Origin of the sequence: Sphingobium xenophagum, from assembly GCF_031457465.1 — a bacterium.
GTDB lineage: Bacteria > Pseudomonadota > Alphaproteobacteria > Sphingomonadales > Sphingomonadaceae > Sphingobium > Sphingobium xenophagum_A.
This window is the reverse complement of the sequence record NZ_JAVDWV010000013.1, coordinates 1-25196: the sequence shown is the minus strand read 5'-3', so window position 1 is coordinate 25196 and position 25196 is coordinate 1. Positions and strand designations below refer to the sequence as shown.

Genomic DNA, 25196 nt, shown 5'->3' with positions numbered 1-25196 from the left:
ATGAGTAGCCTGGCGGCGCTCTACGCCATGCCCCCTGCCAGCGGACGCATGCTGTTGATGCCGATGACCCAGGATGGGCGCGCGGGGCTTGCGCGCGTGGCGGTTGCCCATGGCGCGCGCCTGATCGCCGCCGGGCCATGGGCGGGATCGCTGGTGGTGGAGGGACGGCGTGATGCCTTGGCGCGGCCTTTGCTCATGTCCGGTGTCCTTGCCATTGCGGCTGACGCTGGCGGTTGCGGAGATCTGGGCTGATGACCGCGATCAGCAGTCTTGGTCGCCTGCGCTTGCAGGGCCTGCGTATCCTCTTGCTCGCCAGCTGGGTGTGGACTGTCGTGCTGGGCCTGATGGCCATGGCGATGGGCGGGGAGGACAGCATCAGGGCGATGTTCCTGTCGGCCTTGGTCAACGCGCTGCCGACCGTGATGGTCCTGCGCGGGCGTCGCGATCTGGAAGCACGCATGGTCATGGGCACATTGGCGGCGGTTCAGCCTGCCATCGGTGTCGTGCTGCTGTCTGGCCATGGCTGGCAAATGGACGGCCATATGTATTTCTTCGTGGCGCTGGCGGGGCTGGTGCTGCTCTATGACTGGCGGCCGATCGTGTTGGGGGCGACCTTGGTCGCGCTCCATCATCTGCTGCTCAACTATCTCGCACCGTCCTGGGTCTTTCCGGGGCAGGGCAATCTCGAACGGATCGCGCTCCATGGGGCGGCGGTGATCTTGCAGGCATCGGTCCTCTGCTATCTTAGCGTTCGCTTGCGCGAAATGCTGCTGGCATTGGACAGCCATGTTGCGGGATCGGCGGAGTTGGCCGAACAGGCCCAGGCCGGACGCGCTGCCGCGGAAGCGGCGATGGCAGCGCGGCGGGAGGCCGATGCGCGCGAAGCGGCGCTTCGTGTGGAACGGGAGCGGGAACGCGAACGGATGATGGCGGATCGCCGGGCCGAAACGCTCGCATTGCTTGCGGCCTTCCGCCAGTCGATCGCCGAAGTGGCCGATGCGGTCAGTGCAGCGACCGGCGAGTTGGAGGAGTCAGCCCTCTCCCTGAACGATCTCGCGCGTCGCGCAAGCGCGGGCACGGGCGAGACCGTCCATGCCGCCGAGCAATCCTCGGCGCGCGCGGCGATGTTGGCGCAGCGGATTGATCAATTGTCCGAATCCATCACGGCCATCGCCTCGGCCGCGCATCAGCAGGCGACGCTGGGTGGGGAGGCGCAACGTGTGTCCAACGCCGGACATGAAGCGATGCGCGACATGGAAAGTCATACCGCGTCCATCACCAGCTTTGCCCATTCGATCACCCAGATCGCGTCGCGCACCAATTTGCTGGCGCTCAATGCCACGATCGAGGCGGCGCGCGCCGGGGATGTCGGACGCGGTTTTGCCGTGGTGGCGGGCGAGGTGAAGCAATTGGCCGGACAAGCCGCCAATGCGACAGGGGAAATCCAATCCTTGGCATCCTCGGCGCAGCAAGGGGCTGGTGTCGCCCAAAACGCGCTGTCCAATGTTGCCAGTGCGGTCGAGCAATTGGCCGATGCCGCCGACGCGATCCAACGCGCGGTGGCTGATCAGCGGGATGCGACGGCGGCCATTGGTGCGACTGCGCGCGATACGGCGCAGGATGCCACCATCATGGCCGGACGAATGGAGCAAGTGGCGGATATGGCACGGAGTACCGAAAGCCTGTCAGGGCGGGTGTCGAGCGCGGCGTCCGGTCTGTCGCGCACCGCGCAGGATTTGCAGCGCGCGACAGACCTGTTCGTGGCGCAACTCGAAGCGGCGTAATCGCTGCTCAGCCCGCGCGGGCAACGGGCGGGCCGGCACCTTGATGCTCGTCGGCCAGTGGATAGAGTGTGCGGTTCTCGCGGTCGACCCTTTGCGTCAGCGTGGCCAGGATCGCCTGGGTTTCCGCGCAGAAAGCGGGCCATTCGCGCGCGATCCGGTCATCGCTCCAGGCCGCCATATAGCGGGTGAAGCCCTCCGCCAGCGCGCCGGTTTCGCCTTGCAGTTGCAGGGCGGTCTTACGCGCAAGCGGGTTGGCTGATCGCTGCATTTTGGGGTAGAGGATGCGATCTTCCAATGCCAAATGCGCGATCAATTGCCGGGCAAGTGACCATCGCAATGCCGCAACACTTTGCGGGGCGGTCGTATCGCTGGTGGCCTGCGCCAATTGTCGGGCGGTCAGGCTGATTTGCTTATGCTGTTCCCGCAGTCCTGCCATATCCATCATATGTCACCCTCTCCTTACGGAAAGGCCATGATGCGTGGCGCGCCTTAACAAAAGATTGTGGAGGATGAGGCAAGAAACCGAAAAGAAATGGGGCGGCCCCGTGCGAGGCCGCCCCTTGAGCATCAACCCGGCTGGTCGGCCCTGCTGGCGCCTTCGCCGTCCAGGTTCAGCGCCGCAAAGTCCCAGTTGATCGCGTCCTTGAGGATGCGGTCGGCATAGCCGGGGCGCGCGTTGCGATAGTCGATATAATAAGCATGTTCCCACACATCGACGATCAGCAGCGGGGCATGGCCTTCATGCGCGACCGGCGTGTCGGCGTCATGATAGCTGGTGACTTCCAGCTTGCCGTCCTTGAGGATCAGCGCGGCCCAGCCGCTGGCGAAATGGCCCACGGCCTCCGCCTTCATCTTCTCGATCAGCGCATCGACCGAGCCGAAAGCCTCTTCGATCTTGGCGAGCAGGTCGCCGGTCGGCGCGGTCTTGGTCGGCGACAGCGACTGCCAGTAGAATGTGTGGTTCCAGATCTGGCCGACCTGGTTGAACAGGCCGCCCTTGGTCGACTTGATCAGTTCGACCAGCGACTTGCCCTGGTGGGCGGCGTCGGCGGCGATCAGCTCATTGGCCTTCACGACATAGGCGTTGTGATGCTTGCCGTGGTGATAGTCGAAGGTTTCGGCCGACAGGATGTCGCCAAATGCATCCTTGGCATAGGGCAGGTCGGGCAGAACAAAAGCCATGGCGGAACTCCTAAGGTTCGGTGGGACGGCCGCACGATGACTGGCGCGGTCGATCTGTTATGGGTCCAGGCGGGACGCGAAACGCCGCCGCGCCCTTCCATATGCGCACCCGTGCGCGGAAAAAAGGCCTATATGCCTATTGCGAAACGATCGCAGAAATAAGGGCTTAGCAGGCGGTTCAACCTTGGGGCGGGGTCGTCTCGCCCAGATCGTCGCTGGCAGGCTCGTCGCCCAGTTTCAGGCCATGGCGCATCAACATCGGGATATTGGCGGCGGCAAAGATCACCGAGACGATGGTGACGCCCCAAACCTTGACCGCAAGCCAAGTGTCGAAGCTCATCGACCGACGCATCGCCTCATTGGCGATCGCCATGGCGACGAAGAAGAGTGCCCAGTTGCGTGATAGCTTCATCCAGCCGGTGTGGCTGAGGCCATCATAGGCGGCCTGCAACAGATATTTGAGCAGCGGCTTGCCCCGTGCCAGTCCCGCGAACAGCATCAACGCGAAAAAGGCGTAGATGATGGTTGGCTTCAACTGGATGAAGCTCTGGTCATGGAAATAGATGGTCAGGCCGCCGAAAAACAGCACCAGCGCCGCCGATAGCCAGAGCATCGGCGAAACCCGACCCAGCTTCCATTTCGACACGATCACCGCAATGACGATGGCGACCATGAAGGCCGCCGTGCCGACGATCATGCCCAGAAATTTATAGCCGAGGAAAAAGACCAGCAGCGGCCCGAAATCGAGCGCCAGGCTCAGCGTCCCGCTATGGGCGGGTTTGGTATCAGCGGGCATAAGCGGTTCCTGCAATAGCGCGCGCCATGTCGCCGGGATCGAAGGGGCGCAGATCCTCGATCTTTTCCCCAACGCCGATGGCGTGGATGGGCAAGCGGAATTTTTCTGCCGCCGCGACCAGCACGCCGCCGCGCGCCGTGCCGTCCAGCTTGGTCATGACCAGGCCGGTGACTTGCGCCGTTTCCTTGAACACTTCGATCTGGTTCAGTGCATTCTGGCCCGTGGTGGCATCCAGCACCAGCACGACGTCATGCGGCGACGCCGGGTTCAACCGGCCCAGGATGCGGCGAATCTTGGCCAGTTCGTCCATCAATTCGGTCTTGTTTTGTAGACGCCCTGCGGTGTCGACAATCAGCACGTCGATGCCGGTGGCGGTCGCCTGCTTGACTGCGTCGAACACGATGCCCGCTGCGTCGCCGCCTTCCTTGCCCGCGACGATCGGAATGCCCAGCCGCTCGGCCCAGACCTTGAGCTGGCCGATCGCGGCGGCGCGGAACGTATCGCCCGCCGCCAGCATCACGCCATAATCCTGTTCCAGGAAATTATGCGCGAGTTTCGCGATGGTAGTCGTCTTGCCCGATCCGTTGACGCCGATGACGAGGATGACCTGCGGTCGGGGGAAGGCTTCGATCTCCAGTGGGCGGGCGACGGGGGCCAGCACTTTCTCGATTTCCTCCGCGATGATTTCGCGCAGATATTCCTCGGTCAGTTCCTTGTTGAACCGTCCTTCGGCCAGGCGCTCGCGCACCCGCACCGCCATGGCCGGGCCAAGGTCGGACAGGATCAGCGCTTCCTCGATCTCGTCAAGCGTCTGCGCGTCCAGCGCTGCCTTGCCGAACAGGCCGGTGAGATTGTCGCCGAGCTTGTCGGACGTGCGCTTCAAACCGCCAAAGAGGCGGTCGCGCCAGCTGGTGCCAGTGTCTGTCATGATGCGGCCTCTTGCGCGATCAGCGTGTCCTTCTCAAGCCCCGTGATGCGGGCGGTGACGATGGTCGAGGGCGTTTGGGCGCACGTAAAGCGCACGGGCGCGAAATTTTCGGCATGGCCCGACAGGCCGCTGCGTTCGACCAGCACCGACTGGGTCGTGCCGATCAGGCTGCGTAGCCAAGCATTCCGTTGGCTCTCACAGGCAGCACGCAGGCGGGCGGCGCGGGCCTTGATGGTTGGGCGATCGACCTGCGGCATCCGCGCGGCGGGCGTGCCCGTGCGGGGCGAGTAGGGGAAGATATGGCCATGGACGATGTCGCAGTCGGCAACCAGCGCCAGGCTCCGTTCGAACATCGCATCCTCCTCGGTCGGGAAACCGGCGATGATGTCCGCGCCGATGCTGATGTCGGGGCGGGCGGTTTTGAGCCGTTCAACGATGCGGACAGCGTCGGCGCGGCTGTGGCGGCGCTTCATGCGCTTGAGGATCATGTCGTCGCCCGCCTGAAGCGAGAGATGAAGGTGCGGCATCATTCGGGGTTCGTGGGCGATCAGGTCGAACAGGCGGTCGTCTATCTCCACGCTGTCGATCGAGGAGAGGCGCAGCCGGGGGAGGTCGGGCACGCCGGTCAGGATGCGCTCGACCAGGGAGCCAAGCGACGGGCTGCCCGGCAGGTCGGGGCCGTAGCTGGTGACATCGACGCCGGTCAGTACGATCTCGCGATAGCCCGCCGCGACCAGTTCGCGCGCCTTATCCACCACCGCGCCTGCGGGCACGGAGCGGCTGTTGCCCCGGCCATAGGGTATGATGCAGAAGGTGCAGCGATGGTCGCAGCCATTTTGCACCTCCAGGAACGCACGGGCATGGTCGGCAAAGGCGGACGCCATATGCGGCGCGGTGTCGCGCACGGCCATGATGTCGGCGACACGGACTTTGGGCATCGCTCCAAAAGCCCCGTTCGCTTCGAGCGACGTCGAGAAGCGCTTCTCGACGTCGCTCGAAGCGAACGGACGTTGGTATGTTTCCGCGTCCAGCTTCTCCCGGTTGCCGATCACCGCATCGACTTCGGCCATCGCCGCGAACGTCTCCGGCTCGGTCTGGGCGGCGCAGCCCGTCACCATGATCCGCGCCTCCGGCCGCTCGCGCCGGGCGCGGCGGATGGCCTGGCGGGTCTGGCGCACGGCTTCGGCGGTGACAGCGCAGCTGTTGACGACGATCAGGTCGTCCTGCCCCTGCGTCAGGTCACGGATCGCCTCGCTCTCCGCAATATTGAGGCGGCAGCCCATGGTGATGATGGCGGGGCCGCTCATCAGAAGCGCGCCCAGTCAGCCTCGCCATCGAAGACATGAGTGGCGGGGCCGGTCATGCTGATCGTGCCGCCGGGTGCCCAGTCGATGACCAGATCGCCGCCGGGCAGGCTGACCGTGACGGGGCCGCGCACCAGCTTGCGGCGGATGGCGGCGACGGCGGTGGCGCAGGCCCCGGTGCCGCAGGCGCGGGTGAGGCCAGCGCCGCGTTCCCACACGATCAGGCGGATATGATCGTCGGCCATGACCTGCGCGAAATTGACGTTGATGCGGGCGGGGAACAGCGGGTCGGTCTCTATGAGCGGGCCGAGCCGCTCGAAGTTCACACCGTCCCAAGCGTCCATGAAGAAGATGACATGCGGGTTGCCGACATTGACGGCGGCGGGGGCGGGCAGGTCTTCCCAGCTCGCGCTCATGATCAGCGTGTCCATGGGGTAGGCGAGCGGAATCGCGTCCCATGCGAAACGCGGCGCGCCCATGTCGACGCTGACGCCGCCATCGACGGCCTTGGCTTCGAGCAGGCCCGCCTTGGTGCGGATCGACACGTCGCGGCCGACGAACAAGGGCACGCAGCGGGTGGCGTTGCCGCAGGCTTCGACCTCGCTGCCATCCGCGTTGAAAATCTGCATCGACACGTCCGCGTCGGGGGCGTTGCCGATCAGGATCAGTTGGTCGCAGCCGATCCCGGCATGACGATCGGCAATGGCGCGGGCGAGATTCGGGGTCATTTCGATCGCGTCACTACGCGCGTCGATCACGACGAAGTCGTTGCCCAGGCCATGCATTTTGGAGAAGCGTCCCATGATGGGGAGCATGTAGGGGGATTTCTATCAAATCACCAGTGCGGGTCGCTGTTGCCACTACCACTTTATGCGGTTGCGCCAGACGGATGGAATCTTGTTTCCTTGCTTATCCAGCGCCGGGACAAATTGAACGCGCTTCATGAGCGTTCCACAGAGGGCTTGATCGTGGGTAGGCGATCCTGAGCTTGTCTCGACCGTGCATTTTACCACTGCGCCCGTTTCATCGACACTGAGCGTAAAGGACGTGGTCGCGCCACCCGTTAATGGCGGCAACCTTCGCGCGTCTTCACTGGTAAACCATGTTGAGGGACTGGAACGTGGTATGGGCTTACTACGGTCCAATTCTGAAAAGGGGATGATCTTCATTTGTTTTTCAGCACTAACCTGACTTCCCCACATAAGCAGGACAAGTGAAGCGCCCAGGCATTTCAGGTTGGAAGGCATGTTTTTTACCTCGAATGAGCGGCCGTTGCCCGTTTCTGCCCGTACAGAAAATACACGACCAGCCCCAGCGCATTCCACCCCAGGCACGCCAATATCGTGTCCCTCGGCAGGCTGATGAACAGATAGGCGCAGCCGCAAATCGCGCCTAACCCGACGAACCAGGCGGCGGGGGTGCGGAAGGGGCGGCGGAGGTCGGGGCTGCGGCGGCGCAGGACGAGGAGGCAGGCGCCGACGGCGGTGAAGGCGATCAGGGTGCCGGCGTTGGCGAGCGCGGCGATCTCGTCGATGGGGAGCAGGCCCGCGATGATCGCGACCAGCACCGCCGTCACGATGGTGATGCGCACAGGGGTGCCGCGCTTGGAGATTTTGGCGAGGCTTTGCGGCAGGAAACCGTCGCGCGCCATGACCAGGAAGATGCGGCTCTGGCCATAGAGGAAGCCGAGCAGCACGGTCGGCAGGGCGATGACGGCGGCGATGGCGACGATCCGCGCGACCTCTCCGCGACCCATTTCGCGCAGGATCAGCGCAAGTGGTTCGGGGCTGTCGGCAAAGCGGGTGAAGGGCATCGCGCCTATCGCGGCGGCCGCGACCAGGACATAGATCAGGGTGCAGACGATCAGCGACCCGACGATGCCGATGGCGAGGTCGCGATCCGGGTTCTTGGCTTCCTCTGCTGCCGTGGAAATGGCGTCGAAGCCGTAAAAGGCGAAGAAGATGATCGCGGCCGCCGCCATCACGCCGCGCTCGACCCCGTCCGGTCCCATATCCTTGGCGAAGCCGAAGGGCATGAACGGCTCAAGATTCTGTGCGTCGAACGCGGGCAGGGCGACCCAGACGAACAGGCTCAAGGTCGCGATCTTGATGAGGACGAGGATGCTGTTGAGGCGGGCGCTTTCATGGGTGCCGAGCATCAGCAGGCCCGCGACGACCGCGATGATGAAGATGGCGGGCAGGTTGACGAGGCCCCCCAGTTCCGGCCCTTGCGTCAGCAGTTCGGGAAAGCCGATCCCGGTCAGCAGTGGCGCGGCATAGCCCGACCAGCCGACCGCGACGGTCGAGACGACCAAGCTATATTCGAGGATGAGGCTCCATCCCACGATCCAGGCAATGCCCTCGCCCAGCGCCACATAGGAGTAGCTATAGGCGCTGCCCGCGGCGGGCATCATGGTCGAGAGTTCGGCATAGGCGAGCGCGGCGCAGGCGCAGATCGCGCCCGCTATGGCGAAGGAGAGTAGGACGGCAGGCCCGGCACGGTCCGCGCCGACGCCGATCAGGGTCAGGATGCCGGTGCCGACGATCGCGCCGACGCCCAGCGCCAGCAGATGCGGCCAGGACAGGGTGCGGGCCAGGCGATGCTGGTCCCCCGTCGGCGTCATCGCTTCGATCGACTTGCGGCGTGTCCAACTCATGGCGGTTCAGGCTCCCCTTATGGTGTCGCCCTTAGCTTCGCACATTTTCCGCAGATTTCGACATAAAATTACGCGGCCTTGATTTTATCGCAAAGTCGGGTGCGGGGCGCATGAGGGGCGCGGTTGGGAGCATAGCGGCTCAGGTGCCGGTAGGACAGCGATGTGTGATGGGGAGCAATGGTGGACGTTTACCGCGTGCTGTGAAGCTCTCAGACGACGCTCACCATCGGTCAAGGGTGGCGTCCCGTCGCACCGCAAACTTCCATGCGGTGACGGCGATACTAGCAGTCAGAACCAGCGTTGCAGCGGCCACGACGGCACCACACAAGGCTAGAGCAATCGCTTCTCCGGCATTCGTGGCGGACGACATATCAGGCATAAGTTTGTTCACGCCACTAGCCGCAAAGAACACCAATATCAGTGACCAGCGATAGCCTTTCGTTGCCTTTACGATCTGCATCGGACTTACGAAGTGTGTCGCGATCGCCTGCGCTATCGGCCAAGCGGGCAGGAACGCTAAAAACAGCAAGCCGATAAGAAGCAACGTGATGACGGTCGAAACGGTCAAGCCGTCGTGCAGACCTGAGCGAGACGTGTAAACTAGAACAGTCAAGCTAGATAATATCGGCACGAACGTCAGAATGGTAATGGCTGCAAACTTGACGAAGCCCACCACGGTTGATCGCTTTTCAACCATTGTCATGGTCGTAAGATATGCCGCTGCGAGCCAAGCCAATATGACGACGCCGAGAAGGGCGTAATCCAAATCAGAGAATTTAGTGCCTGTACCCCAATGAACTAGGTCGGTGACAGCCGATAGCGCGCCTGCTATTGAGACGTAGATCAGCCCACGCTTAGGGACCGTGCCAAACTCACCCATCGTCTGCGTGAGGAAATTTTGAAATGTGGAACCCCCGGTCATTCATGGAACATGAACGACAATGCTTTGCACCGCAATCTAGGTTCTGCACGGGGATGCTATGTCAGCTTAGGACTTGTTGCTGCGCTAAGCCGTCAGTCGCCTTCCCACCCCCCCTGCCGTCATGCCGGGCTTGACCCGGCATCCATTAGCTCAACGGTTAGACGTCATTGCGAGGGTGAGGCTCATGGACCCCGGATCAAGTCCGGGGTGACGGTGTTTGATGGGTGTTTGCGAACCACCCATCTCGTCATTTCCCGCGAAGGCGGGAAGCCATCTTCTTGCAGCCTCCCAAGTGCGGCGCTGGGGAGATGGATCCCCGCTTTCGCGGCGATACCGATCATGGGGCGGTCAGCGCGTCCGCGCGCCGCGCTTGCCATTCACGCCGCTTTCCTTTAAGCGCACGCCAGCAATCGGGCGGTTTGCCGTTCGGTCCCTGACACATCCATTGAGCGCGCAGCCTGACAACAGGATGCAACAGGCGTTTTGTATGGACGCTGGTTGGCGAGGTTTCGCCCACCGGCGATTTTGTCGTTTTGGCAGGGTAGCTGCTGTTTTCCGGGCCTTTTGGTCCAATTGAGGTGATGATGTTCGATTCGCTGAGCGATCGTCTGGGTGGGGTATTCGATAAACTGCGCGGGCGTGGTGCGCTCACGGAGGACGATGTCCGCGCCGCGATGCGCGAGGTGCGAATCGCGCTTCTGGAAGCCGATGTCGCCCTCTCGGTCGTGCGTCAGTTCGTCGATCAGGCCACCGAACGCGCGGTCGGCAGCGATGTGCTGCGGTCGGTTACGCCGGGGCAGATGGTCGTCAAGATCGTTTCCGACACGCTCACTGAAACGCTGGGGTCCGAAACGTCGGACCTGATGATCGACGTGGCGCCGCCCGCCGTCATCATGATGGTCGGCCTGCAGGGGTCGGGCAAGACGACCACGACCGCGAAGATCGCCAAGCGCCTCAAGGAGCGCGAGCGCAAGAAGGTGCTGATGGCGTCGCTCGACGTGCAGCGTCCGGCGGCGCAGGAGCAGTTGGCCGTGCTGGGCACGCAATGCGATGTGGCGACCCTGCCGATCATCGCCGGGCAGCAGCCGGTCGATATCGCCAGGCGCGCGCTGCAGGCGGCCAAGCTGCAGGGCTTCGACGTGGTGATGCTCGACACCGCCGGGCGTCTGCATGTTGACCAGGCGCTGATGGACGAGATGAAGGCTGTCGCTGACGCGAGCAGCCCCGCCGAAATCCTGTTGGTGGTCGATTCGCTGACCGGCCAGGATGCCGTCAATGTCGCGCAGAATTTCACCGCGCAGGTGCCGCTGACCGGCGTCGTGCTGACGCGGATGGATGGCGATGCGCGCGGTGGTGCGGCGCTGTCGATGCGGGCGGTTACCGGCCGTCCGATCAAGTTTGCGGGCACGGGCGAAAAGCTCGACGCGATCGAGCCGTTCCATCCGCAGCGCGTGGCGCAGCGCATTTTGGGCATGGGCGATGTCGTCTCGCTGGTCGAGCGCGCGGCCGAGAGCATCGACGCGGACGAAGCGGACAAGCTCGCCAAGAAGATGGCCAAGGGTCAGTTCGACATGAACGACCTGCGCGCGCAGCTTAATCAGATGCGCCGCATGGGTGGTCTTGGCGCGCTGGCGGGCATGTTGCCGGGCCTCAAAAAGGCGCAGGCGGCGATGGCCAATAGCGGCGCGAACGACAAGACGCTGATCCATCTCGACGCGATGATCGGGTCTATGACGCCCAAGGAGCGGGAGCGCCCCGCCCTGATCAACGCCAAGCGCAAGATCCGCATCGCCAAGGGTGCCGGGCGGACCGTGCAGGACGTCAACCGCCTCCTGAAAATGCATCAGGAGATGGAAACGGCGATGAAGAAGATCCGCAAAATGGGTGGCCTCAAGGGGCTGGCCAAGATGTTTACCGGGGGCGGCATGGGTGGCCTCGGCGGACCCGATGGCGCGGGTACGCCTGACCTGTCGGGCCTTGGTGGGCTTGGCGGCAATATGCCCAAGCTGCCGCCGGGCTTTCAGAATTTCATGAAGAAATAAGCAATTTCCGTAATTTGATTTAGTGTAGAAAGGTTAAGTTCCATGGCAACGTCCATTCGTCTCTCGCGCGGTGGTTCCAAGAAGCGCCCCTATTATCGCATCGTCGTGGCCGACAGCCGCGCGCCGCGCGATGGCAAGTTCATCGAGCGTATCGGCAGCTACAACCCCGTCCTGCCCAAGGGCGACGAGAAGCGCATCATCCTGGACGTCGAGCGTGCGAAGCACTGGGTTGCCGCTGGTGCGCAGCCGACCGATCGCGTTGCCCGTTTCCTCGACGCTGCTGGCGTGAAAGAGCGGATCGTTCGCAACAACCCGAACAAGGCCGTGCCGGGCCAGAAGGCCAAGGATCGCGCCGAAGATCGTGCGGCCAAGCTGGCTGAAGCCGAAGAAGCCCGCATCGCTGCGGAAGAAGCCGCCAAGGCGCCTGCCGAAGCGCCGGCTGAAGAGGCTCCCGCCGAGGAAGCCGCGACCGAACAGGCCGAGGGCTGATTGTCTTGACGGACAAGCCCGTCACGCTCGCCGCGATCGTCGGGGCGCATGGGGTGGCGGGCGAAGTCCGTCTCAAGCTGTTTGGCGAAGGGGCCGAAAGCCTCAAAGCCTATGGCAGCTTCGATGCGGCGGGGCGCACATTGACGTTGAAGTCGGTGCGCCCCGGCCCCAATGGCGCGGTCGCCCGCTTTGCCGAGATCGGCGATCGCGGTGCGGCCGAAGCCCTGCGCGGTACGGCGCTGACCGTTCCGCGATCCGCCCTGCCGCCTTTGGCCGAGGGCGAATATTACCATGCCGACATTATCGGCCTGCCTTGCGTTTCGAGCGAGGGGGAAGCGCTGGGCGAGATCATCGCGATCGAGAATTTCGGCGCGGGCGATATTGTCGAAGTGCAGCGGCCGTCGGTCGACGGCAAGCCCGGCAAGCGGTTCATGGCCCCGATGCATGCGGTGACGCTGGAGGCGGAGCGGGCGGTGATTGACGCGCTGTTTGTCGAGTAGTATATACAGCGAGTATATACGAAGGGCATTGCCATGAGCGAGGAATATAAGGCCAAGGTCTTCAAGTCTGGCAACAGCCTGGCATTGCGCTTGCCCAAGGCCCTTGGTCTGAAAGAGGGCGCGGAAATGACCCTGCGCGAAGAGCAGGGTAAATATAGCTTCGAACCCGCGCATAGCAAACGCAAGATCGATGTCAGCAAGTTCGCGGGCACGGCTCCATGGCTCGAACCCTTGCCGCGCGAGGATTTCGATGATTCTCGGCGTGACTGGCACCTGCTCGGCCGTGATGCGTCCGGGGCATGATGCGGCTGCTCGATACCAATAGCTGCATCTATGTCTTTACCGGCGTCTATCCCGCATTGATCGCACGCGTGGCCGACCAGGTTGCGGGCAGTCTCTTCATCTCTTCCATCACCTATGCCGAATTGGCCTATGGTACGATGCGCGGCAAGCCGCCGGCGTCGGACGCGTTGGCTGCCTTTGTCGCGGAAGTGGGCATCCTGCCTTTCGATGAAGCTGCGGCGCAAGCCTATGCCGCCATGCCATTCAGGCGGGGTAGTTTTGATCGGCTCATTGCCGCCCATGCCTTGTCCCTCGATGCGGCGCTGGTGTCGCGCAACCTTGCCGATTTCAAGGATATCCCCGGTTTGCGCGTGGAGGACTGGACGCATTGATGCGATATTTTCTCCTATTGCTCCTCGCGGTCATTCCTTGCGCTGCCCACGCCGCCGATGCGCAGAAGATCGCTGCGGCAATCCCTGAGATCGACCGGTTGTTTGCCGATTTTCAGATGGATAGTCGTGCGCCGGGGCTGGTCTATGGGATCGTGGCCGATGGCAAGCTGGTCCATGTGAAGGGCTTGGGCGTGCAGGATCTGGTGCATAAGCGGCCGGTGACGCCCGACAGCCTGTTCCGTGTCGCGTCGATGACCAAGGCGTTCACGGCGCTGGCGATTTTGAAATTGCGGGAAGAGGGCAAGCTCGGCCTGGACGATCTGGCCGAAACTCATGTGCCGGAAATGCGGGGATGGACCTATCCGACCAAGGACAGTCCGCGCATCCGCGTCCGCGACCTTTTGACGCACAGTGCCGGTCTGGTGGACGATAATCCTTGGGGCGATCGGCAGACGCCTTTGCCGGAAGCCGATTTTACACTGATGTTGCAAACCGGCGTGCCGTTCAGCACCGCGCCCGGCACGCGCTATGAGTATAGCAATTTCGGCTATGCGCTGCTGGGGCGGATTGTCGCCAATGTGTCTGGTCGGCCCTATCGCACCTATGTCGAGGGCCGCTTGCTGGCCCCGCTCGGCATGACGTCGAGCGGCTATCAGGTCAGCGAATGGCCGGTCGAGCAGCGCGCCATCGGCTATCGCTGGGAAGAGGGGCGCTGGAGCGTCGAGCCGACCATGGCGGACGGGGCATTCGGGGCGATGGGGGGCTTGCAGACCAGCGCCAACGACTATGCGCGCTGGGTCGCTTTCCTGCTGTCGGCCTGGCCTGCTCGCGACGATGCGGAGGTGGGACCGGTGGCGCGCGCTTCGGTGCGAATGCTGGCGCAGGGGAGCAATTTCATGGGGGTCGCCCAGCGCAACGGCGCGAGCGGGGCGACCGCATGCCGACAGGCGGCGGCCTATGGCTTTGCGATGCGAGTGGCGCAGGATTGCGACCTGGGGCTGACGCTGGCGCATGGTGGCGGTTATCCCGGCTATGGCAGCCATGTCATGCTGATGCCGGACTATGGCGTGGGCATCTTCGTCTTTACCAACCGCACCTATAATGGTGGCAGCGGCCCGGCCTGGGACGCGGCGGTAGCGCTGCACAAGGCGGGGGCGTTGATCGCGCGGACGATCCCGGTGTCGGCGCTGCTGGCGGACGGCTATGCGGCGGCGGGGCGTATCTATGCGGCGGGCGATGTGCAGGCGGCGCGCGATCCGCTGGCGATGAATTTCCTGATGGATCATGATGCGGCGCAGTGGGGCAAAAGGATCGCGGCGGTGAAGCAGGAGGTGGGGGCATGTGCCAGCGATGCGCCGATCGTCGCGACTGGCGCGCTGGCGGGACGGTTCACCTGGACGTGCGAGCGCGGGCGGGTGGCAGGTACGATCTTGCTGGCCCCGACGCCCGATGCGCAGATACAGGAACTGTCCTTCACGGTTCGGGCACCCTGACAGCAGCCGTCTGGACGCTGCGGCTGGCATCGCCTAAGCGCGAGACATGCCCCAGATATTCACTGCCCTCTATCTGATCGCCATGCTGGCCGCTGGCTGGCGCTTGTTCGGCCTTGGCTGGTCGCGCGGCGTCAAGATCGCGGCTGCGGTGGCGCTGGTCTGCCCGGTGCCGCTGCTGGTGCTGCTGCCTGGCCTCATCCATCCTGAGCGGCCCTTTGCTGACCTGCTGCGGACCATTGGCCTGACGCTGCTGCTGTGCGGTGCGCTGTGCCTGGGCGGGGGCTGGTCCGCCGCCAAGATGCGGGCGCGGCGGCGATGAGCTTTACCGCGCAGATATTGACGCTCTACCCGGAGATGTTTCCGGGGCCGCTGGGCGTGTCGCTGGCCGGGCGGGCGCTGGCCGAGGGGAAATGGGCCTGCGATCCCATCCACATCCGCGATTTTGCCACCGACAAGCATCGCACCGTGGACGATACGCCTGCGGGTGGCGGCGCGGGCATGGTGCTGCGCGCGGATATATTAGCAAAAGCGGTCGATCATGCGCTGGAGCGGCGGCCCGACCTGCCCGTCCTTGCCATGACGCCGCGCGGCGTGCCGATCACGCAGGCGCGGGTGCGCCAACTGGCGGAGGGGCCGGGCGCGACCATATTGTGCGGCCGGTTCGAAGGGTTTGACGAGCGGATTTTCGACGCCCGGCCGATCGAGCAGGTCAGCATGGGCGACATCATCCTGTCGGGCGGCGAGATGGGCGCGCTGCTGCTGCTGGATGCTTGCGTCCGGCTGCTTCCCGGTGTAATGGGCGCGGCTTCCAGCGGAGTCGAGGAGTCCTTTGAAACGGGGTTGCTCGAATATCCGCACTATACCCGACCAGTAGAATGGGAGGGGCGCACGATCCCGCAGGTGTTGCGATCGGGGGATCATGCGAAGATCGCCGCCTGGCGGAAACAAAGGGCGGTCGATGATACACGGCTAAGGCGGCCGGACCTTTGGGAACGTCACAGCGGCGTTCGGGTCCAGTCGCCCTCTGGTGCGCAACGCGACTTGAAGGACTGACGTTTCATGAACATCCTCCAGCAGATCGAGGCGGAAAACATCGCCGCCCTCGGCAAAGAAATCCCCGAATTCCGCGCCGGCGACACGCTGCGCGTCGGCGTGAAGGTCGTCGAAGGCGAACGGAGCCGCGTCCAGAATTACGAAGGCGTGTGCATCGCGCGTTCGAACAAGGGCATGGGTTCGAACTTCACCGTGCGCAAGATTTCGTTCGGCGAAGGCGTGGAGCGCGTGTTCCCGCTCTATTCGCCCAACATCGATTCGATCACCGTCGTCCGTCGTGGCGTGGTGCGTCGTGCGAAGCTCTATTATCTGCGCGGCCGCACCGGCAAGCGCGCTCGCATCGCCGAGCGTCGCGACGTGCGTACCGAGGGCTGATCCCTCGGCTGTCCCACGGGATAGCGTAGAAACAGGAAAGGGCGGCGTTCCATTGGGAGCGCCGCCCTTTTTCTTTGACGGTGAATTATTCGCGGCTGGTCCACCATAGGCCCGCCAGGCTGATCGCGGCGGCGGCCGACATATAGAGGCCGACAAATTCGACGCCCTGGACCGCGATCAGCCAGGTGGCGACGATCGGGGCGAGCGCGCCGCCCAATATCCCGCCAAGGTTAAAGGCGAAGGACGCCCCGGTATAGCGGAGCTGAATCGGGAAGAGGGCGGGGAGATAGGCGCCCAGCGGCCCGTAGACGAAGCCCATCAGGAACAGCGCGAGGCTGAGGATCAGGAAGATCGGCAGCAGCGTGCCTGCGCCCATCATCGGGCCGAAGATCAGCCCCATGAAGACCGTGCCGACACAGCCCCAGGCAAGCACGCGGGTGGGGCTGGTCTTGTCTGCCCACCAGCCTGCGATGAGGATGCTTAAGCCCATGAACAGGATCGCGCCGAGCTGGATCGAGAGGAAATCGCTGCGGTCGATCTTGAGCGTGGTGGTGCCGTAGCCGAGCGCGAAGGCGGTCGCGATATAATAGATGGCGAAGCAGGCGACGACGGCGAAGGTGCCCGCGATCGCCGCGCCCAGATGATGTTTGAACAGCGATGCGAGCGGCATGGCAGGGGGCGGCGCTTCGGCCTGGGCGGCGGCAAATTCCGGAGTCTCGGTCAGTTTGAGGCGGACCCAGAGGCCAAGGAACACCAGCACGGCGCTGCCAAGGAAGGGCAGACGCCAGCCCCAGGCGAAAAATTCCTCTTCGGTCAGGATGGTACCCAGGATCAGGAACAGGCCATTGGCGGCGATGAAGCCGACTGGCGCGCCCAGTTGCGGGAACATGCCGAAGCGCGCGCGCCAGCCGGGCGGGGCATTTTCCACCGCCAGCAACGCCGCGCCGCCCCATTCGCCGCCCAGGCCCAGCCCCTGACCAAAGCGCAATATGCACAGGATCAGTGGGGCCCACCAGCCGATCTGCGCATGGGTGGGCAGGAAACCGATAGCCAGCGTGCAGCCGCCCATCAGCATCAGCGAGGTGACCAGCGTCACCTTGCGCCCGACGCGGTCGCCATAATGGCCGAACACCGCCGCGCCGAGAGGTCGGGCGAAGAAGGCGAGCGCGAGGCTGCCATAGGAGGCCATGAGCTGCGCCGTGGGCGAGGAGGAGGGGAAGAAGAGCGAGGGGAAGATCAGGCTGGCGGCAGTGGCGTAGATGTAGAAGTCGTAAAATTCGACCGCCGTGCCGACGAGGCTGGCCGTCAGCACGCGCTTGTGCCGCCACATTTCCCCGACGCCGCTCAGTTCCGCCATATCATGCCCCCTCTGCTATCTTTGCCAAAATCCTCCCCTGGTAGGGGAGGTGGCTGGCCACAGGCCAGACGGAGGGGGGTCACGCTCTCGATGGGGTGACACCCCTCCACCGGCTGCGCCGGTCCCCTTCCCCTTGCAGGGGAGGATTTGGTCTTGCGTGCCGCTATGATCGTCGCCGTTTCTGGTTCAGTAGTTCGTAAGCCATCACCGCCGTCGCCACCGCCGCGTTCAGGCTGTCGGCCTTGCCCAGCATCGGCATCTTCACCAGCAGGTCGCATTCGGCTTCATAGACCTCCGGCAGGCCCTGCGCTTCATTGCCGACGAGCAGGAAGGACGGGCTTTGGTAGCGCGGTTCCTGATAGTCGTGGGTTGCCTTGAGGCTGGTGCCGATCAGTTCGCCGGGGCCGGCGCGGAGCCAGGTCATGAATTCGGGCCAGCGCGCCTGGGTGATCGACTGGGTGAACAGCGCGCCCATCGAGGCGCGGACCGATTCGACCGAGAAGGGGTCGACGCAATCGTCGATCAGGATCAGGCCGCCCGCACCCACCGCGTCGCCGGTGCGCAAGATGGTGCCAAGGTTGCCAGGGTCGCGCAGCGATTGCGCGACGATCCAGATGTCGGCCTTGGTACGATCGAGCGCGGCCAATGGCGTCAGCCGGTCGCGATAGACGCCGACCACGGCCTGCGCATTATCCTTGCCGCTGATCTTGGACAGGATGTCCGCGCTGGTTTCGATGACGTCGCCACCCGCCGCTTCCATCGCCGCGATCAGCTCGGCCGCCAGCGGATGGGTGGACCCGGCGTGGAACAGCATTTCGGGCAGCACGCCTTCCTCACGCGCTTCGGTCAGGATGCGCAGGCCCTCGGCCAGGAACAGGCCTTCGGCCTTGCGAAACTTCTTTTCGCGTAAGGATCGGACACGCTTCACCAGCGGGTTTGAAAATCCGGTGATTTCGCGTGCCACGGTTGCTCGACGTCCCAATTGCCCAAGGAATGGGCTTCTCTATCGACGGAAACGACAAAAGGACAGAGGGCAGGGGTCGGCCGGTCGTTCGGCGATGGATTTGATCGCAAAATCTTGCGAAGGAGCGGGCATGGATTCCCACGCCCCCCAATCACCGCCGCCACCCTTCTCGCCCAAGATTGAGGACGGCTTCTTCCTTGGCGTCGTGCTGCTGGTGTCGGTCGCCTTTTTCCTGGTGATACAACCCTTTCTGGCGGCGATATTGTGGGGCGTGATCGCCGCCATTCTGTTCGCGCCGGTATATCGCAACATATTGGCGGCTATACCCACGCATCAAAATGCCGCTGCGCTGATCACCCTGTTCCTGATCCTCGTCATCGTCATCGTTCCGGCCTTTGTGCTGGGAGCGGCGTTGTTGCAGGAAGCGGCGCATTTTTATGGCAAGATCCAATCCGGGGAGATCGACTTCGCCCGCCTGTTCTCCCAGGCCATGGCGAGCTTGCCGGAATGGACGCGGCCTTATCTGGGGCGGATCGGCCTTAGTAATTTCGACGCGGCGCAGGCGATGCTGACCAAGGGCATTACCAGCAGTTTCCGGATGCTCGCGGCGCAGGCCTTCCAGATCGGCCAGAGTGCGTTCAGCTTCTTCATGGCGCTGGGTGTCATGCTCTATCTGTCCTACTTCCTGCTGCGCGATGGCGAAAAACTGTCGCAGCGGATCGCTGTGGCCGCGCCGTTGCGGGCCAGCCAGCGTCAGGCGCTGATCCAGCAATTCGTCATCGTCATCCGGGCGACGATCAAGGGCAGCCTCGTGGTCGCCATCGTTCAGGGGTTGATTGGCGGCATCGTCTTCTGGGCCTTGGGGATACAGGGTGCGCTGTTGTGGGGCGTGCTGATGGGTGCCTTCTCGCTGCTGCCCGCGATCGGCACGGCGATCGTGTGGGTGCCGGTCGCCATCTTTCTGTTTGCAAGCGGCGCGATCTGGAAGGCCATCATCTTGGTGGCGTGCGGCGTTATGATCATCGGTATGGTCGACAATGTGCTCCGCCCAATCCTGGTCGGCCGCGACACGCGCATTCCCGATTATGTCGTGCTGATCACGACGCTGGGCGGCATCGAATTGTTCGGCTTCAACGGCATCGTCATTGGCCCGGTGATCGCGGCGCTCTTCATCGCGACCTGGAATATTTTCACCCGCATGCGGCTGACGGGAAGCGGGGCGGCGGGTTGAGACATTGAGTGGTGCCACCCGGCCAGCCAAGGCGGCGGGCCGGGTGGCGCGCGCTTCGCCTTAATCCCCGAAGCTGCGGGGCGCGGGGGCGACGACGGTCAGGTTGCCTGCGCCGATCTCAGTCACTTCCAGCGCGCGTTCAGCGACGCCGGAGCGCGAGAAGCGGAAGGCGCCGTCGATGCCGGAAAAGCCGCCCGCGTCGCGCAGGCGCGCAGCGGGGAAGGCGCTGCCGGGCTTCCAGTCCTGCGCGATCCGCACCGTCAGCAGCACGGCGTCATAGCCGAGCGAGGACAGGCGGAAGGGCGCGCTGCCGTAGCGCGCACGATATTTGGTGGCGAGTTGGCGATAGAGGCTGTCCGAAACACTGGCGAACCAGGCCCCGCGCAGCACGGGGCTGGCCGACAGCGTGCCTTCGGTATTCCACAATTCGGTGCCGAGCAGCCGTGCGGTCGCGCCGCCATTCTTGCGCACGATCGGCGCGATCTGTAGCGCGACGCGGCCGCTGTCGGCGATCAGCAGGGCGTCATAGCTGGAGGAGGCCTGCAATTTCTTGACCGCCGCCGTCATCGACGCGGGGCTGCGGTCGAAGGTCTGCATCGACACGACCGTACCGCCCGCCTGCTCCACCGCGCGCAGCAGGGCGTTGCCCGCCCGCTCGCCATAGGTGCCGCGCGGGATAAGTGCGCCGAACTGGCTCAGCCCCTTTTGCCGGGCGAAGCCGACGACGCGCTCGATCGACTGATTGGGGTTGTAGCCCATGATATAGACGCCGCTGCCCGCAACGCCGCTGTCGTTGGAGAAGCTGATCACCGGCACATTGGCGCGCGCCGCGATCGGCCCGATCACGCGGGCGTCGTCGGCCAGCAAGGGGCCAAGGATCAGGCGGTTGCCATCGGCCAGTGCCTTGTTGGCGGCCGCCGCCGCGCCCAGCGCCGTGTCATAGGTGGTGATGCGGACCTTGTCGGTCTTGGTATCCATCAGCGCCAGCGTGGTGGCGTTGGCGATCGACTGGCCGACGCCCGCATTGGTGCCACTCATCGGCACCAGCAGCGCGACGCGATGGCGCAGCGTGTCGGTGGGCAGGCCTTCGGTCACGGTCGGACCTGACGGCTGGGCCGGGCCGGTGGGCGTCGTCGGGGCCGGTCCCTTGGGCACGATCGACTGACAGGCGGCGAGCATCAGGGCGCTCGCGGCGAAAGCCAGCCGTGCGCCGCGTTTGAGGGAAGCGAACAAGTCCGCTTGCCGGGAGGCATCCGTCTCTGTCATCTGGCGTCCTTATGGAAACTCAATCATCGGGTCTTGAACCTGGGCTTTATATCGTCGCGGGGCCGATCGGCAACCTTGGTGACCTCACGCCGCGCGCAGCGGAGGTGTTGCGGCTGGCCGATGTCGTCGCGGTCGAGGATACGCGGGTCAGCGCGCGGCTGCTCCGCCATGCAGGCTCTGATCGGCCGATGCTGCCCTATCACGACCATAGCGGCGAAAATGTGCGCCAGCGACTGGTCGAGCGGATGGCGGGCGAATCGGTCGCTTTGCTGTCGGATGCGGGCACGCCGCTGATTTCCGATCCGGGCTACAAGCTGGTGCGCGATGCGCGGGCGGCGGGGCGGCGCATCACGACGCTGCCAGGGCCAAGCGCGGCGATCGCGGCGCTGACCCTGTCGGGGCTGCCGACCGATCGATTCCTGTTCATGGGCTTCCTGCCGAGCAAGGCCAAGGCGCGGGGCGACGCGCTGGATGAGGTGGCGGGATTGCGGGCGACTCTGGTCTTCTACGAAAGCGGGCCGCGCCTGTCCGAAAGCCTGTCGGCGATGGCGGCGCATCTGGGCGACCGGGAGGCGGCGGTCAGCCGGGAAATCAGCAAGACCTTCGAGGAAACGGCGTGCGGCACGCTGAGCGAACTGTCCGCCCGCTATGCCGAGGCCGCGCCCAGGGGCGAGATCGTGGTGACCGTCGGCCCGCCGGGCGAAGCGCCGCCCGCCACCGCTGAAGATGCGGACGCCGCGCTGCGTGAGGCGCTGACCCGGTTGTCCGTGTCGAAGGCGGCCGGCGAGGTGGCGAAGAAACTGGGGCTGGACCGGCGCACGCTCTATGACCGGGCGACGGAATTGAAGGGGTGAAGCGCGAAAGCGCCGAGCGCCGCGAGCGGCAGGCGGAGAGGATCGCCGCCTGGTGGCTTCGGCTCAAAGGCTGGCAAATCGTCGGGCGGCGGATGCGGACGGCGGCGGGGGAGGTCGATCTGGTCGCGCGCAAGGGCACGATGCTGGCCTTTGTCGAGGTGAAGGCGCGCGCCACGGCGGCGGAACTGGACATGGCAATCGACGAACGGCGGTTGCGCCGGGTCGCGGCGGCGGCGGAAATATTGTGGCATGAGCTGGGCAAAGCGGGGGACGATATGCGAATCGACGTCATCCTCCTTGCGCCCGGCCGCGCGCCACGCCATCTGGCGAATGTCTGGCATGGGGGGTGATTTGTCCTTCCATACACCCCTTCGTCACCCTGAACTTGTTTCAGGGTCCATTAGCTCTGCGGCTGCGGATATACGCGGCGGTAGGACGAATGGATGCTGAAACAAGTTTAGCATGACGAGTCATTATATGAGGATGACCCCAATGACGCAGCTCAACCCCCTGACCGTCGCGGTGCAGATGGACCCGATGGAGGGCATCAAGATCGCGGGCGATTCGACCTTTCATATCATGCTGGCGGGGCAGGCGCGGGGGCACCGCCTCTATCATTATCTCGCCCATGACCTGACGTTCCGCGAGGGCCGGGTGCTGGCCAAGGCGCGGCCGGTGCATGTGCAGAAAGTGGATGGCGATCATTTCGCCTATGGTCCGGAAGAGATGATCGACCTGGGCCGTGATGTCGATGTCGTGCTGATGCGGCAGGATCCGCCCTTCGACCTGTCCTACATCACCGCCACCCATTTGCTGGAGCGGGTGCAGGATGAGACGCTGGTGGTCAACGATCCCGCCAGCGTCCGCAATGCGCCTGAAAAATTGTTCGTGCTGGATTATGCGCGCTTCATGCCGCCGACGATGATCACCCGCGACCTGGCCGAAGTGCGATCCTTCCTCGCCGAACATGGCGAAATCGTGGTCAAGCCGCTCTATGGCAATGGCGGCGTGGCGGTGTTCCATGTCGGCAAAAATGGCGCCAACCTCTCTTCGCTCGTGGAACTCTTCAACGCCTCATGGGTCGAGCCATTCATGGTTCAGGCATTCATTCCCGGCGTCGCGGAGGGCGACAAGCGTATCGTGCTGATCGACGGCGAAGTCGCGGGCGCGGTCAACCGCATTCCCGGCGCTGGCGAAATCCGCTCCAACCTGGCGGTCGGCGGCTCTGCGGCCAAGACCGTGCTGACCGACAAGGAGCGCGAAATCTGCGCAGCGATGGGGCCGGAACTCAAGCGTCGCGGCCTGTTGTTCGTGGGTATCGACGTAATCGGCGGCGAATGGCTGACCGAGATCAACGTGACCTCGCCAACCGGCATCGTCTCGATCGAGGCGTTCGACGGGACTGACACGGGTGGGCTGATCTGGGACGCGATCGACGCAAGGCTGGCAGCGCGGGCGGCAATTTGAGGATTGGTTGTTATCTTTCGCCCGTTCGGGCTGAGCATGTCGAAGCCCTTTTCTTTTTTTCAAGAAGTGCGGCACCCTTCGACTGCCTGCCAAGGCAGGCGCTCAGGACAGGCTTCGACAAGCTCAGGGCGAACGGAGGATGGGTTGGTACCCGGTTGCGGACGTCAGCAGCATGTTGGGCTGTGAGCAATATATATGACTGACTGGGTGCTGCGCCTGATTGATGCAGGCGGCTATTGGGGTATTTTTCTGCTGATGGTGCTGGAAAATGTCTTTCCGCCGATCCCGTCCGAACTGATCATGGGCATTGGCGGCATCCGTGTCGGCCAGGGGCGGATGGACATGGGCTGGTTGCTGGTGGCGGGCACGCTGGGCACCACGGTCGGCAATTATTTCTGGTACATGATCGGCCATGTGCTGGGCTTTGCCCGGTTGAAGCCGCTGGTCGATCGCTATGGCCGCTGGGCGACTCTGGAGTGGCGCGATGTGGAGGCGCTGGACCGCTTGTTCGGCAAATATGGCCAGATCGTCGTCTTCGTCTTCCGCTTCATGCCTGCGCTGCGGACCATGGTGTCGCTGCCCGCCGGGCTGTTTCGGATGGGGCATATCCGCTTCCTGCTGTGGACCACCGGCGGGGCGCTGATATGGAACATCATCCTGGCCTATGCCGGTTTCATATTGGGCAAGAATTTCAGCGAGATCGATAAATATATCGGCCCGGCAGCGACCATCTGCGTCGTCGGCGCGGTCGTTCTCTATCTGTGGCGGCTGGCGACCTGGAAGCCCAAAGGTTAGGCGCGCGGATGGGCGTTGCGATAGACGTCCATCAAATGCGCTGCATCGACCTGGGTATAGACCTGGGTCGATGACAGGCTGGCGTGACCGAGCAATTCCTGAAGGCTGCGCAGATCAGCGCCGCGCCCCAGCAGATGCGTCGCGAAACTGTGGCGCAGCGCATGGGGCGTGGTGCGGTCTGACAAGCCCAGCCGACCGCGCGCCCCCTGTACGGCGCGGCGGATCAGCGCGGGCGACAGCGGCCCGCCGCGCGCGCCCCGGAACAGCGCTTCGTCGCGGGTCATGGGGAAGGGGCATTGGTCGACATAGGTTTCGATCGCCTGGCGTACCTGTGGCAGCAGCGGGACTTGCCGGGTCTTGTTGCGCTTGCCGGTGACGCGCAGCGTGCCGGCGAGCGGAAGCGCCGCGCCGGTCAACCCCATCGCCTCGCCGATGCGCAGGCCCGCACCGTACAGCAGCAGCAGCACTGCCCAGTCGCGCGCGCCGATCCACGGCAGGCGCGCGGTTTCGGCTATGTCCTGCGCCAGCGCGACGGCTTCGTCGGGCGAGATGGGGCGGGGCAGGCCGCGTTTGGCGGGTGGTCCCTTGAGCAGTGGCACGCGGGCATCCTCGCCGCCTGTAAAGCGCAGAAAACCGCGCACCGCCGACAGTTCGCGCGCCGCCGATAGATTGCCGATCCCGTCCATGCGCCGCACCGTCAGAAAGGCGCGCAGGTCCGCCTGGTCGATCCGCGCCAGGCTGGCTGCGGTCACCGCTTCGCCATGATGCTGTTCGAGAAAAGCGACCAGCCGCTCGGCCGTCGCGACATAGGCGCGCACCGTATGGATCGACCGGCGACGGTCGAGCGCAAGATGATGACGCCAGCGGTCTATGAGGTCTGGGGAGGGCATGGGCGGGAGGATAGGGCAGGTTAGGGGAAATGGGAAATGCGGGATCGGCATGCGGCATGTCCCTAAAATCCTCCCCTGTAAGGGCAGGGCTATCGCATATGACCAAGCATTGAGAGAAGGAATGCATCGTTCCACCCTGCTCGTTTGATTTTGCCTTTGATTGATCCCTTGTCC

General features: G+C 64.1%; 28 protein-coding genes. 16 read left to right on the top strand and 12 right to left on the bottom strand.

What is annotated here, in order from left to right:
- Together J2W40_RS14155 and J2W40_RS14150 are read left to right on the top strand one after the other, a co-directional pair.
- Positions 1-252: a hypothetical protein gene (locus J2W40_RS14155; protein WP_310225910.1), complete on the top strand. Its 252-nt coding sequence runs from the start codon at positions 1-3 to the stop codon at positions 250-252.
- Positions 252-1784: a methyl-accepting chemotaxis protein gene (locus tag J2W40_RS14150; RefSeq protein WP_310225908.1), complete on the top strand. Its 1533-nt coding sequence runs from the start codon at positions 252-254 to the stop codon at positions 1782-1784. The genes J2W40_RS14155 and J2W40_RS14150 overlap by 1 nt, the downstream gene beginning before the upstream one ends.
- Positions 1785-1791: 7 nt before the next feature.
- Here the strand turns inward: J2W40_RS14150 and J2W40_RS14145 are convergent, their stop codons facing one another.
- From J2W40_RS14145 to J2W40_RS14110, 8 genes are all read right to left on the bottom strand, one after another.
- Entirely contained in the window at positions 1792-2229 is a 438-nt protein-coding gene (locus tag J2W40_RS14145) for a hemerythrin domain-containing protein (RefSeq protein WP_310225906.1), read from the bottom strand.
- A 122-nt stretch (positions 2230-2351) separates the two neighbouring features.
- Positions 2352-2966, bottom strand: coding sequence for a superoxide dismutase (locus J2W40_RS14140; protein ID WP_310225904.1), 615 nt, complete (start codon positions 2964-2966; stop codon positions 2352-2354).
- A 178-nt stretch (positions 2967-3144) separates the two neighbouring features.
- Positions 3145-3762, bottom strand: coding sequence for a septation protein IspZ (ispZ, locus tag J2W40_RS14135; RefSeq protein WP_310225902.1), 618 nt, complete (start codon positions 3760-3762; stop codon positions 3145-3147).
- The gene (gene ftsY, locus J2W40_RS14130; protein WP_310225900.1) at positions 3752-4690 is read right to left on the bottom strand and encodes a signal recognition particle-docking protein FtsY; all 939 of its coding nucleotides are present in this window, start codon (positions 4688-4690) and stop codon (positions 3752-3754) included. The genes ispZ and ftsY overlap by 11 nt, the downstream gene beginning before the upstream one ends.
- Complete coding sequence (mtaB, locus tag J2W40_RS14125; RefSeq protein WP_310225897.1) at positions 4687-5997, bottom strand: tRNA (N(6)-L-threonylcarbamoyladenosine(37)-C(2))-methylthiotransferase MtaB; 1311 nt, start codon at positions 5995-5997, stop codon at positions 4687-4689. The genes ftsY and mtaB overlap by 4 nt, the downstream gene beginning before the upstream one ends.
- Positions 5997-6797, bottom strand: coding sequence for a diaminopimelate epimerase (gene dapF, locus J2W40_RS14120; protein WP_310226149.1), 801 nt, complete (start codon positions 6795-6797; stop codon positions 5997-5999). The genes mtaB and dapF overlap by 1 nt, the downstream gene beginning before the upstream one ends.
- A gap of 449 nt (positions 6798-7246) precedes the next feature.
- On the bottom strand, positions 7247-8650 hold the full coding sequence (locus J2W40_RS14115; RefSeq protein WP_310225895.1) for an amino acid permease: 1404 nt from the start codon (positions 8648-8650) through the stop codon (positions 7247-7249).
- Positions 8651-8870: 220 nt separating this feature from the next.
- Positions 8871-9572, bottom strand: coding sequence for a hypothetical protein (locus J2W40_RS14110; RefSeq protein WP_310225893.1), 702 nt, complete (start codon positions 9570-9572; stop codon positions 8871-8873).
- Positions 9573-10153: 581 nt separating this feature from the next.
- On the opposite strand from J2W40_RS14110, the gene ffh reads away from it, so the two are divergent.
- Genes ffh through rplS form a run of 9 tightly spaced genes read left to right on the top strand, consistent with a single transcriptional unit; the run spans position 10154 to position 16198 of the window.
- Complete coding sequence (ffh, locus tag J2W40_RS14105; RefSeq protein WP_310226147.1) at positions 10154-11614, top strand: signal recognition particle protein; 1461 nt, start codon at positions 10154-10156, stop codon at positions 11612-11614.
- Positions 11615-11656: 42 nt separating this feature from the next.
- Positions 11657-12103 carry a 30S ribosomal protein S16 gene (rpsP, locus tag J2W40_RS14100; RefSeq protein WP_310225892.1) on the top strand — a complete coding sequence of 149 codons (447 nt, stop codon included), beginning with the start codon at positions 11657-11659 and terminating at the stop codon, positions 12101-12103.
- Positions 12104-12108: 5 nt separating this feature from the next.
- Positions 12109-12603, top strand: coding sequence for a ribosome maturation factor RimM (gene rimM, locus J2W40_RS14095; RefSeq protein WP_310225889.1), 495 nt, complete (start codon positions 12109-12111; stop codon positions 12601-12603).
- A 33-nt stretch (positions 12604-12636) separates the two neighbouring features.
- Positions 12637-12906 carry an AbrB/MazE/SpoVT family DNA-binding domain-containing protein gene (locus J2W40_RS14090; protein WP_310225888.1) on the top strand — a complete coding sequence of 90 codons (270 nt, stop codon included), beginning with the start codon at positions 12637-12639 and terminating at the stop codon, positions 12904-12906.
- Positions 12903-13277 carry a type II toxin-antitoxin system VapC family toxin gene (locus J2W40_RS14085; RefSeq protein WP_310225886.1) on the top strand — a complete coding sequence of 125 codons (375 nt, stop codon included), beginning with the start codon at positions 12903-12905 and terminating at the stop codon, positions 13275-13277. Before J2W40_RS14090 ends, J2W40_RS14085 begins: the two co-directional genes overlap by 4 nt.
- Positions 13277-14770, top strand: a complete 1494-nt coding sequence (locus tag J2W40_RS14080) for a serine hydrolase domain-containing protein (protein ID WP_310225884.1) — start codon at positions 13277-13279, stop codon at positions 14768-14770. Before J2W40_RS14085 ends, J2W40_RS14080 begins: the two co-directional genes overlap by 1 nt.
- A 46-nt stretch (positions 14771-14816) precedes the next feature.
- Positions 14817-15089 carry a hypothetical protein gene (locus J2W40_RS14075; RefSeq protein ID WP_096061044.1) on the top strand — a complete coding sequence of 91 codons (273 nt, stop codon included), beginning with the start codon at positions 14817-14819 and terminating at the stop codon, positions 15087-15089.
- Positions 15086-15823: a tRNA (guanosine(37)-N1)-methyltransferase TrmD gene (trmD, locus tag J2W40_RS14070; RefSeq protein ID WP_310225881.1), complete on the top strand. Its 738-nt coding sequence runs from the start codon at positions 15086-15088 to the stop codon at positions 15821-15823. The genes J2W40_RS14075 and trmD overlap by 4 nt, the downstream gene beginning before the upstream one ends.
- Before the next feature lie 6 nt (positions 15824-15829).
- Positions 15830-16198, top strand: coding sequence for a 50S ribosomal protein L19 (gene rplS, locus J2W40_RS14065; RefSeq protein ID WP_037479649.1), 369 nt, complete (start codon positions 15830-15832; stop codon positions 16196-16198).
- Positions 16199-16283: 85 nt separating this feature from the next.
- Here the strand turns inward: rplS and J2W40_RS14060 are convergent, their stop codons facing one another.
- Together J2W40_RS14060 and J2W40_RS14055 are read right to left on the bottom strand one after the other, a co-directional pair.
- Entirely contained in the window at positions 16284-17555 is a 1272-nt protein-coding gene (locus J2W40_RS14060) for an MFS transporter (RefSeq protein WP_310225879.1), read from the bottom strand.
- A 163-nt stretch (positions 17556-17718) separates the two neighbouring features.
- On the bottom strand, positions 17719-18519 hold the full coding sequence (locus J2W40_RS14055) for a TrmH family RNA methyltransferase (RefSeq protein WP_310225877.1): 801 nt from the start codon (positions 18517-18519) through the stop codon (positions 17719-17721).
- A gap of 130 nt (positions 18520-18649) precedes the next feature.
- Here J2W40_RS14055 and J2W40_RS14050 point away from each other — a divergent pair, with 130 nt between their 5' ends.
- A complete protein-coding gene (locus tag J2W40_RS14050; protein ID WP_310225874.1) occupies positions 18650-19750 on the top strand; it encodes an AI-2E family transporter in 1101 nt (366 codons plus the stop codon).
- A gap of 60 nt (positions 19751-19810) precedes the next feature.
- Here J2W40_RS14050 and J2W40_RS14045 read toward each other — a convergent pair whose 3' ends face one another.
- Positions 19811-21016, bottom strand: coding sequence for a penicillin-binding protein activator (locus tag J2W40_RS14045; RefSeq protein ID WP_310225872.1), 1206 nt, complete (start codon positions 21014-21016; stop codon positions 19811-19813).
- 11 nt (positions 21017-21027) lie between these two features.
- Here J2W40_RS14045 and rsmI point away from each other — a divergent pair, with 11 nt between their 5' ends.
- The 4 genes from rsmI (at position 21028) to J2W40_RS14025 (ending at position 24132) form a co-directional block, all read left to right on the top strand.
- Positions 21028-21870: a 16S rRNA (cytidine(1402)-2'-O)-methyltransferase gene (gene rsmI, locus J2W40_RS14040; protein ID WP_310225870.1), complete on the top strand. Its 843-nt coding sequence runs from the start codon at positions 21028-21030 to the stop codon at positions 21868-21870.
- Complete coding sequence (locus J2W40_RS14035) at positions 21867-22220, top strand: YraN family protein (RefSeq protein ID WP_310225868.1); 354 nt, start codon at positions 21867-21869, stop codon at positions 22218-22220. Before rsmI ends, J2W40_RS14035 begins: the two co-directional genes overlap by 4 nt.
- A gap of 142 nt (positions 22221-22362) precedes the next feature.
- Positions 22363-23337, top strand: coding sequence for a glutathione synthase (gene gshB / locus J2W40_RS14030; RefSeq protein WP_310225866.1), 975 nt, complete (start codon positions 22363-22365; stop codon positions 23335-23337).
- 195 nt (positions 23338-23532) lie between these two features.
- A complete protein-coding gene (locus J2W40_RS14025) occupies positions 23533-24132 on the top strand; it encodes a DedA family protein (protein ID WP_310225864.1) in 600 nt (199 codons plus the stop codon).
- Here the strand turns inward: J2W40_RS14025 and J2W40_RS14020 are convergent.
- Positions 24129-25022, bottom strand: a complete 894-nt coding sequence (locus J2W40_RS14020; RefSeq protein ID WP_310225862.1) for a tyrosine recombinase XerC — start codon at positions 25020-25022, stop codon at positions 24129-24131. The two genes, J2W40_RS14025 and J2W40_RS14020, sit on opposite strands and share 4 nt — an antisense overlap.
- Positions 25023-25196 lie beyond the last annotated feature (174 nt).

Coding starts and splice junctions, on each gene's coding strand:
- J2W40_RS14080 (WP_310225884.1), top strand. CDS start 13,277: ATGCGATATTTTCTCCTATTGCTCCTCGCGGTCATTCCTTGCGCTGCC.
- mtaB (WP_310225897.1), bottom strand. CDS start 5,997: ATGAGCGGCCCCGCCATCATCACCATGGGCTGCCGCCTCAATATTGCG.
- ispZ (WP_310225902.1), bottom strand. CDS start 3,762: ATGCCCGCTGATACCAAACCCGCCCATAGCGGGACGCTGAGCCTGGCG.
- J2W40_RS14110 (WP_310225893.1), bottom strand. CDS start 9,572: ATGACCGGGGGTTCCACATTTCAAAATTTCCTCACGCAGACGATGGGT.
- rsmI (WP_310225870.1), top strand. CDS start 21,028: ATGGAAACTCAATCATCGGGTCTTGAACCTGGGCTTTATATCGTCGCG.
- J2W40_RS14140 (WP_310225904.1), bottom strand. CDS start 2,966: ATGGCTTTTGTTCTGCCCGACCTGCCCTATGCCAAGGATGCATTTGGC.
- rpsP (WP_310225892.1), top strand. CDS start 11,657: ATGGCAACGTCCATTCGTCTCTCGCGCGGTGGTTCCAAGAAGCGCCCC.
- ffh (WP_310226147.1), top strand. CDS start 10,154: ATGATGTTCGATTCGCTGAGCGATCGTCTGGGTGGGGTATTCGATAAA.
- J2W40_RS14155 (WP_310225910.1), top strand. CDS start 1: ATGAGTAGCCTGGCGGCGCTCTACGCCATGCCCCCTGCCAGCGGACGC.
- J2W40_RS14115 (WP_310225895.1), bottom strand. CDS start 8,650: ATGAGTTGGACACGCCGCAAGTCGATCGAAGCGATGACGCCGACGGGG.
- gshB (WP_310225866.1), top strand. CDS start 22,363: ATGACGCAGCTCAACCCCCTGACCGTCGCGGTGCAGATGGACCCGATG.
- rplS (WP_037479649.1), top strand. CDS start 15,830: ATGAACATCCTCCAGCAGATCGAGGCGGAAAACATCGCCGCCCTCGGC.
- J2W40_RS14060 (WP_310225879.1), bottom strand. CDS start 17,555: ATGGCGGAACTGAGCGGCGTCGGGGAAATGTGGCGGCACAAGCGCGTG.
- trmD (WP_310225881.1), top strand. CDS start 15,086: ATGAGCTTTACCGCGCAGATATTGACGCTCTACCCGGAGATGTTTCCG.
- dapF (WP_310226149.1), bottom strand. CDS start 6,797: ATGGGACGCTTCTCCAAAATGCATGGCCTGGGCAACGACTTCGTCGTG.
- ftsY (WP_310225900.1), bottom strand. CDS start 4,690: ATGACAGACACTGGCACCAGCTGGCGCGACCGCCTCTTTGGCGGTTTG.
- J2W40_RS14050 (WP_310225874.1), top strand. CDS start 18,650: ATGGATTCCCACGCCCCCCAATCACCGCCGCCACCCTTCTCGCCCAAG.
- J2W40_RS14150 (WP_310225908.1), top strand. CDS start 252: ATGACCGCGATCAGCAGTCTTGGTCGCCTGCGCTTGCAGGGCCTGCGT.
- J2W40_RS14025 (WP_310225864.1), top strand. CDS start 23,533: ATGACTGACTGGGTGCTGCGCCTGATTGATGCAGGCGGCTATTGGGGT.
- J2W40_RS14045 (WP_310225872.1), bottom strand. CDS start 21,016: ATGACAGAGACGGATGCCTCCCGGCAAGCGGACTTGTTCGCTTCCCTC.
- J2W40_RS14090 (WP_310225888.1), top strand. CDS start 12,637: ATGAGCGAGGAATATAAGGCCAAGGTCTTCAAGTCTGGCAACAGCCTG.
- J2W40_RS14145 (WP_310225906.1), bottom strand. CDS start 2,229: ATGATGGATATGGCAGGACTGCGGGAACAGCATAAGCAAATCAGCCTG.
- J2W40_RS14020 (WP_310225862.1), bottom strand. CDS start 25,022: ATGCCCTCCCCAGACCTCATAGACCGCTGGCGTCATCATCTTGCGCTC.
- J2W40_RS14085 (WP_310225886.1), top strand. CDS start 12,903: ATGATGCGGCTGCTCGATACCAATAGCTGCATCTATGTCTTTACCGGC.
- J2W40_RS14075 (WP_096061044.1), top strand. CDS start 14,817: ATGCCCCAGATATTCACTGCCCTCTATCTGATCGCCATGCTGGCCGCT.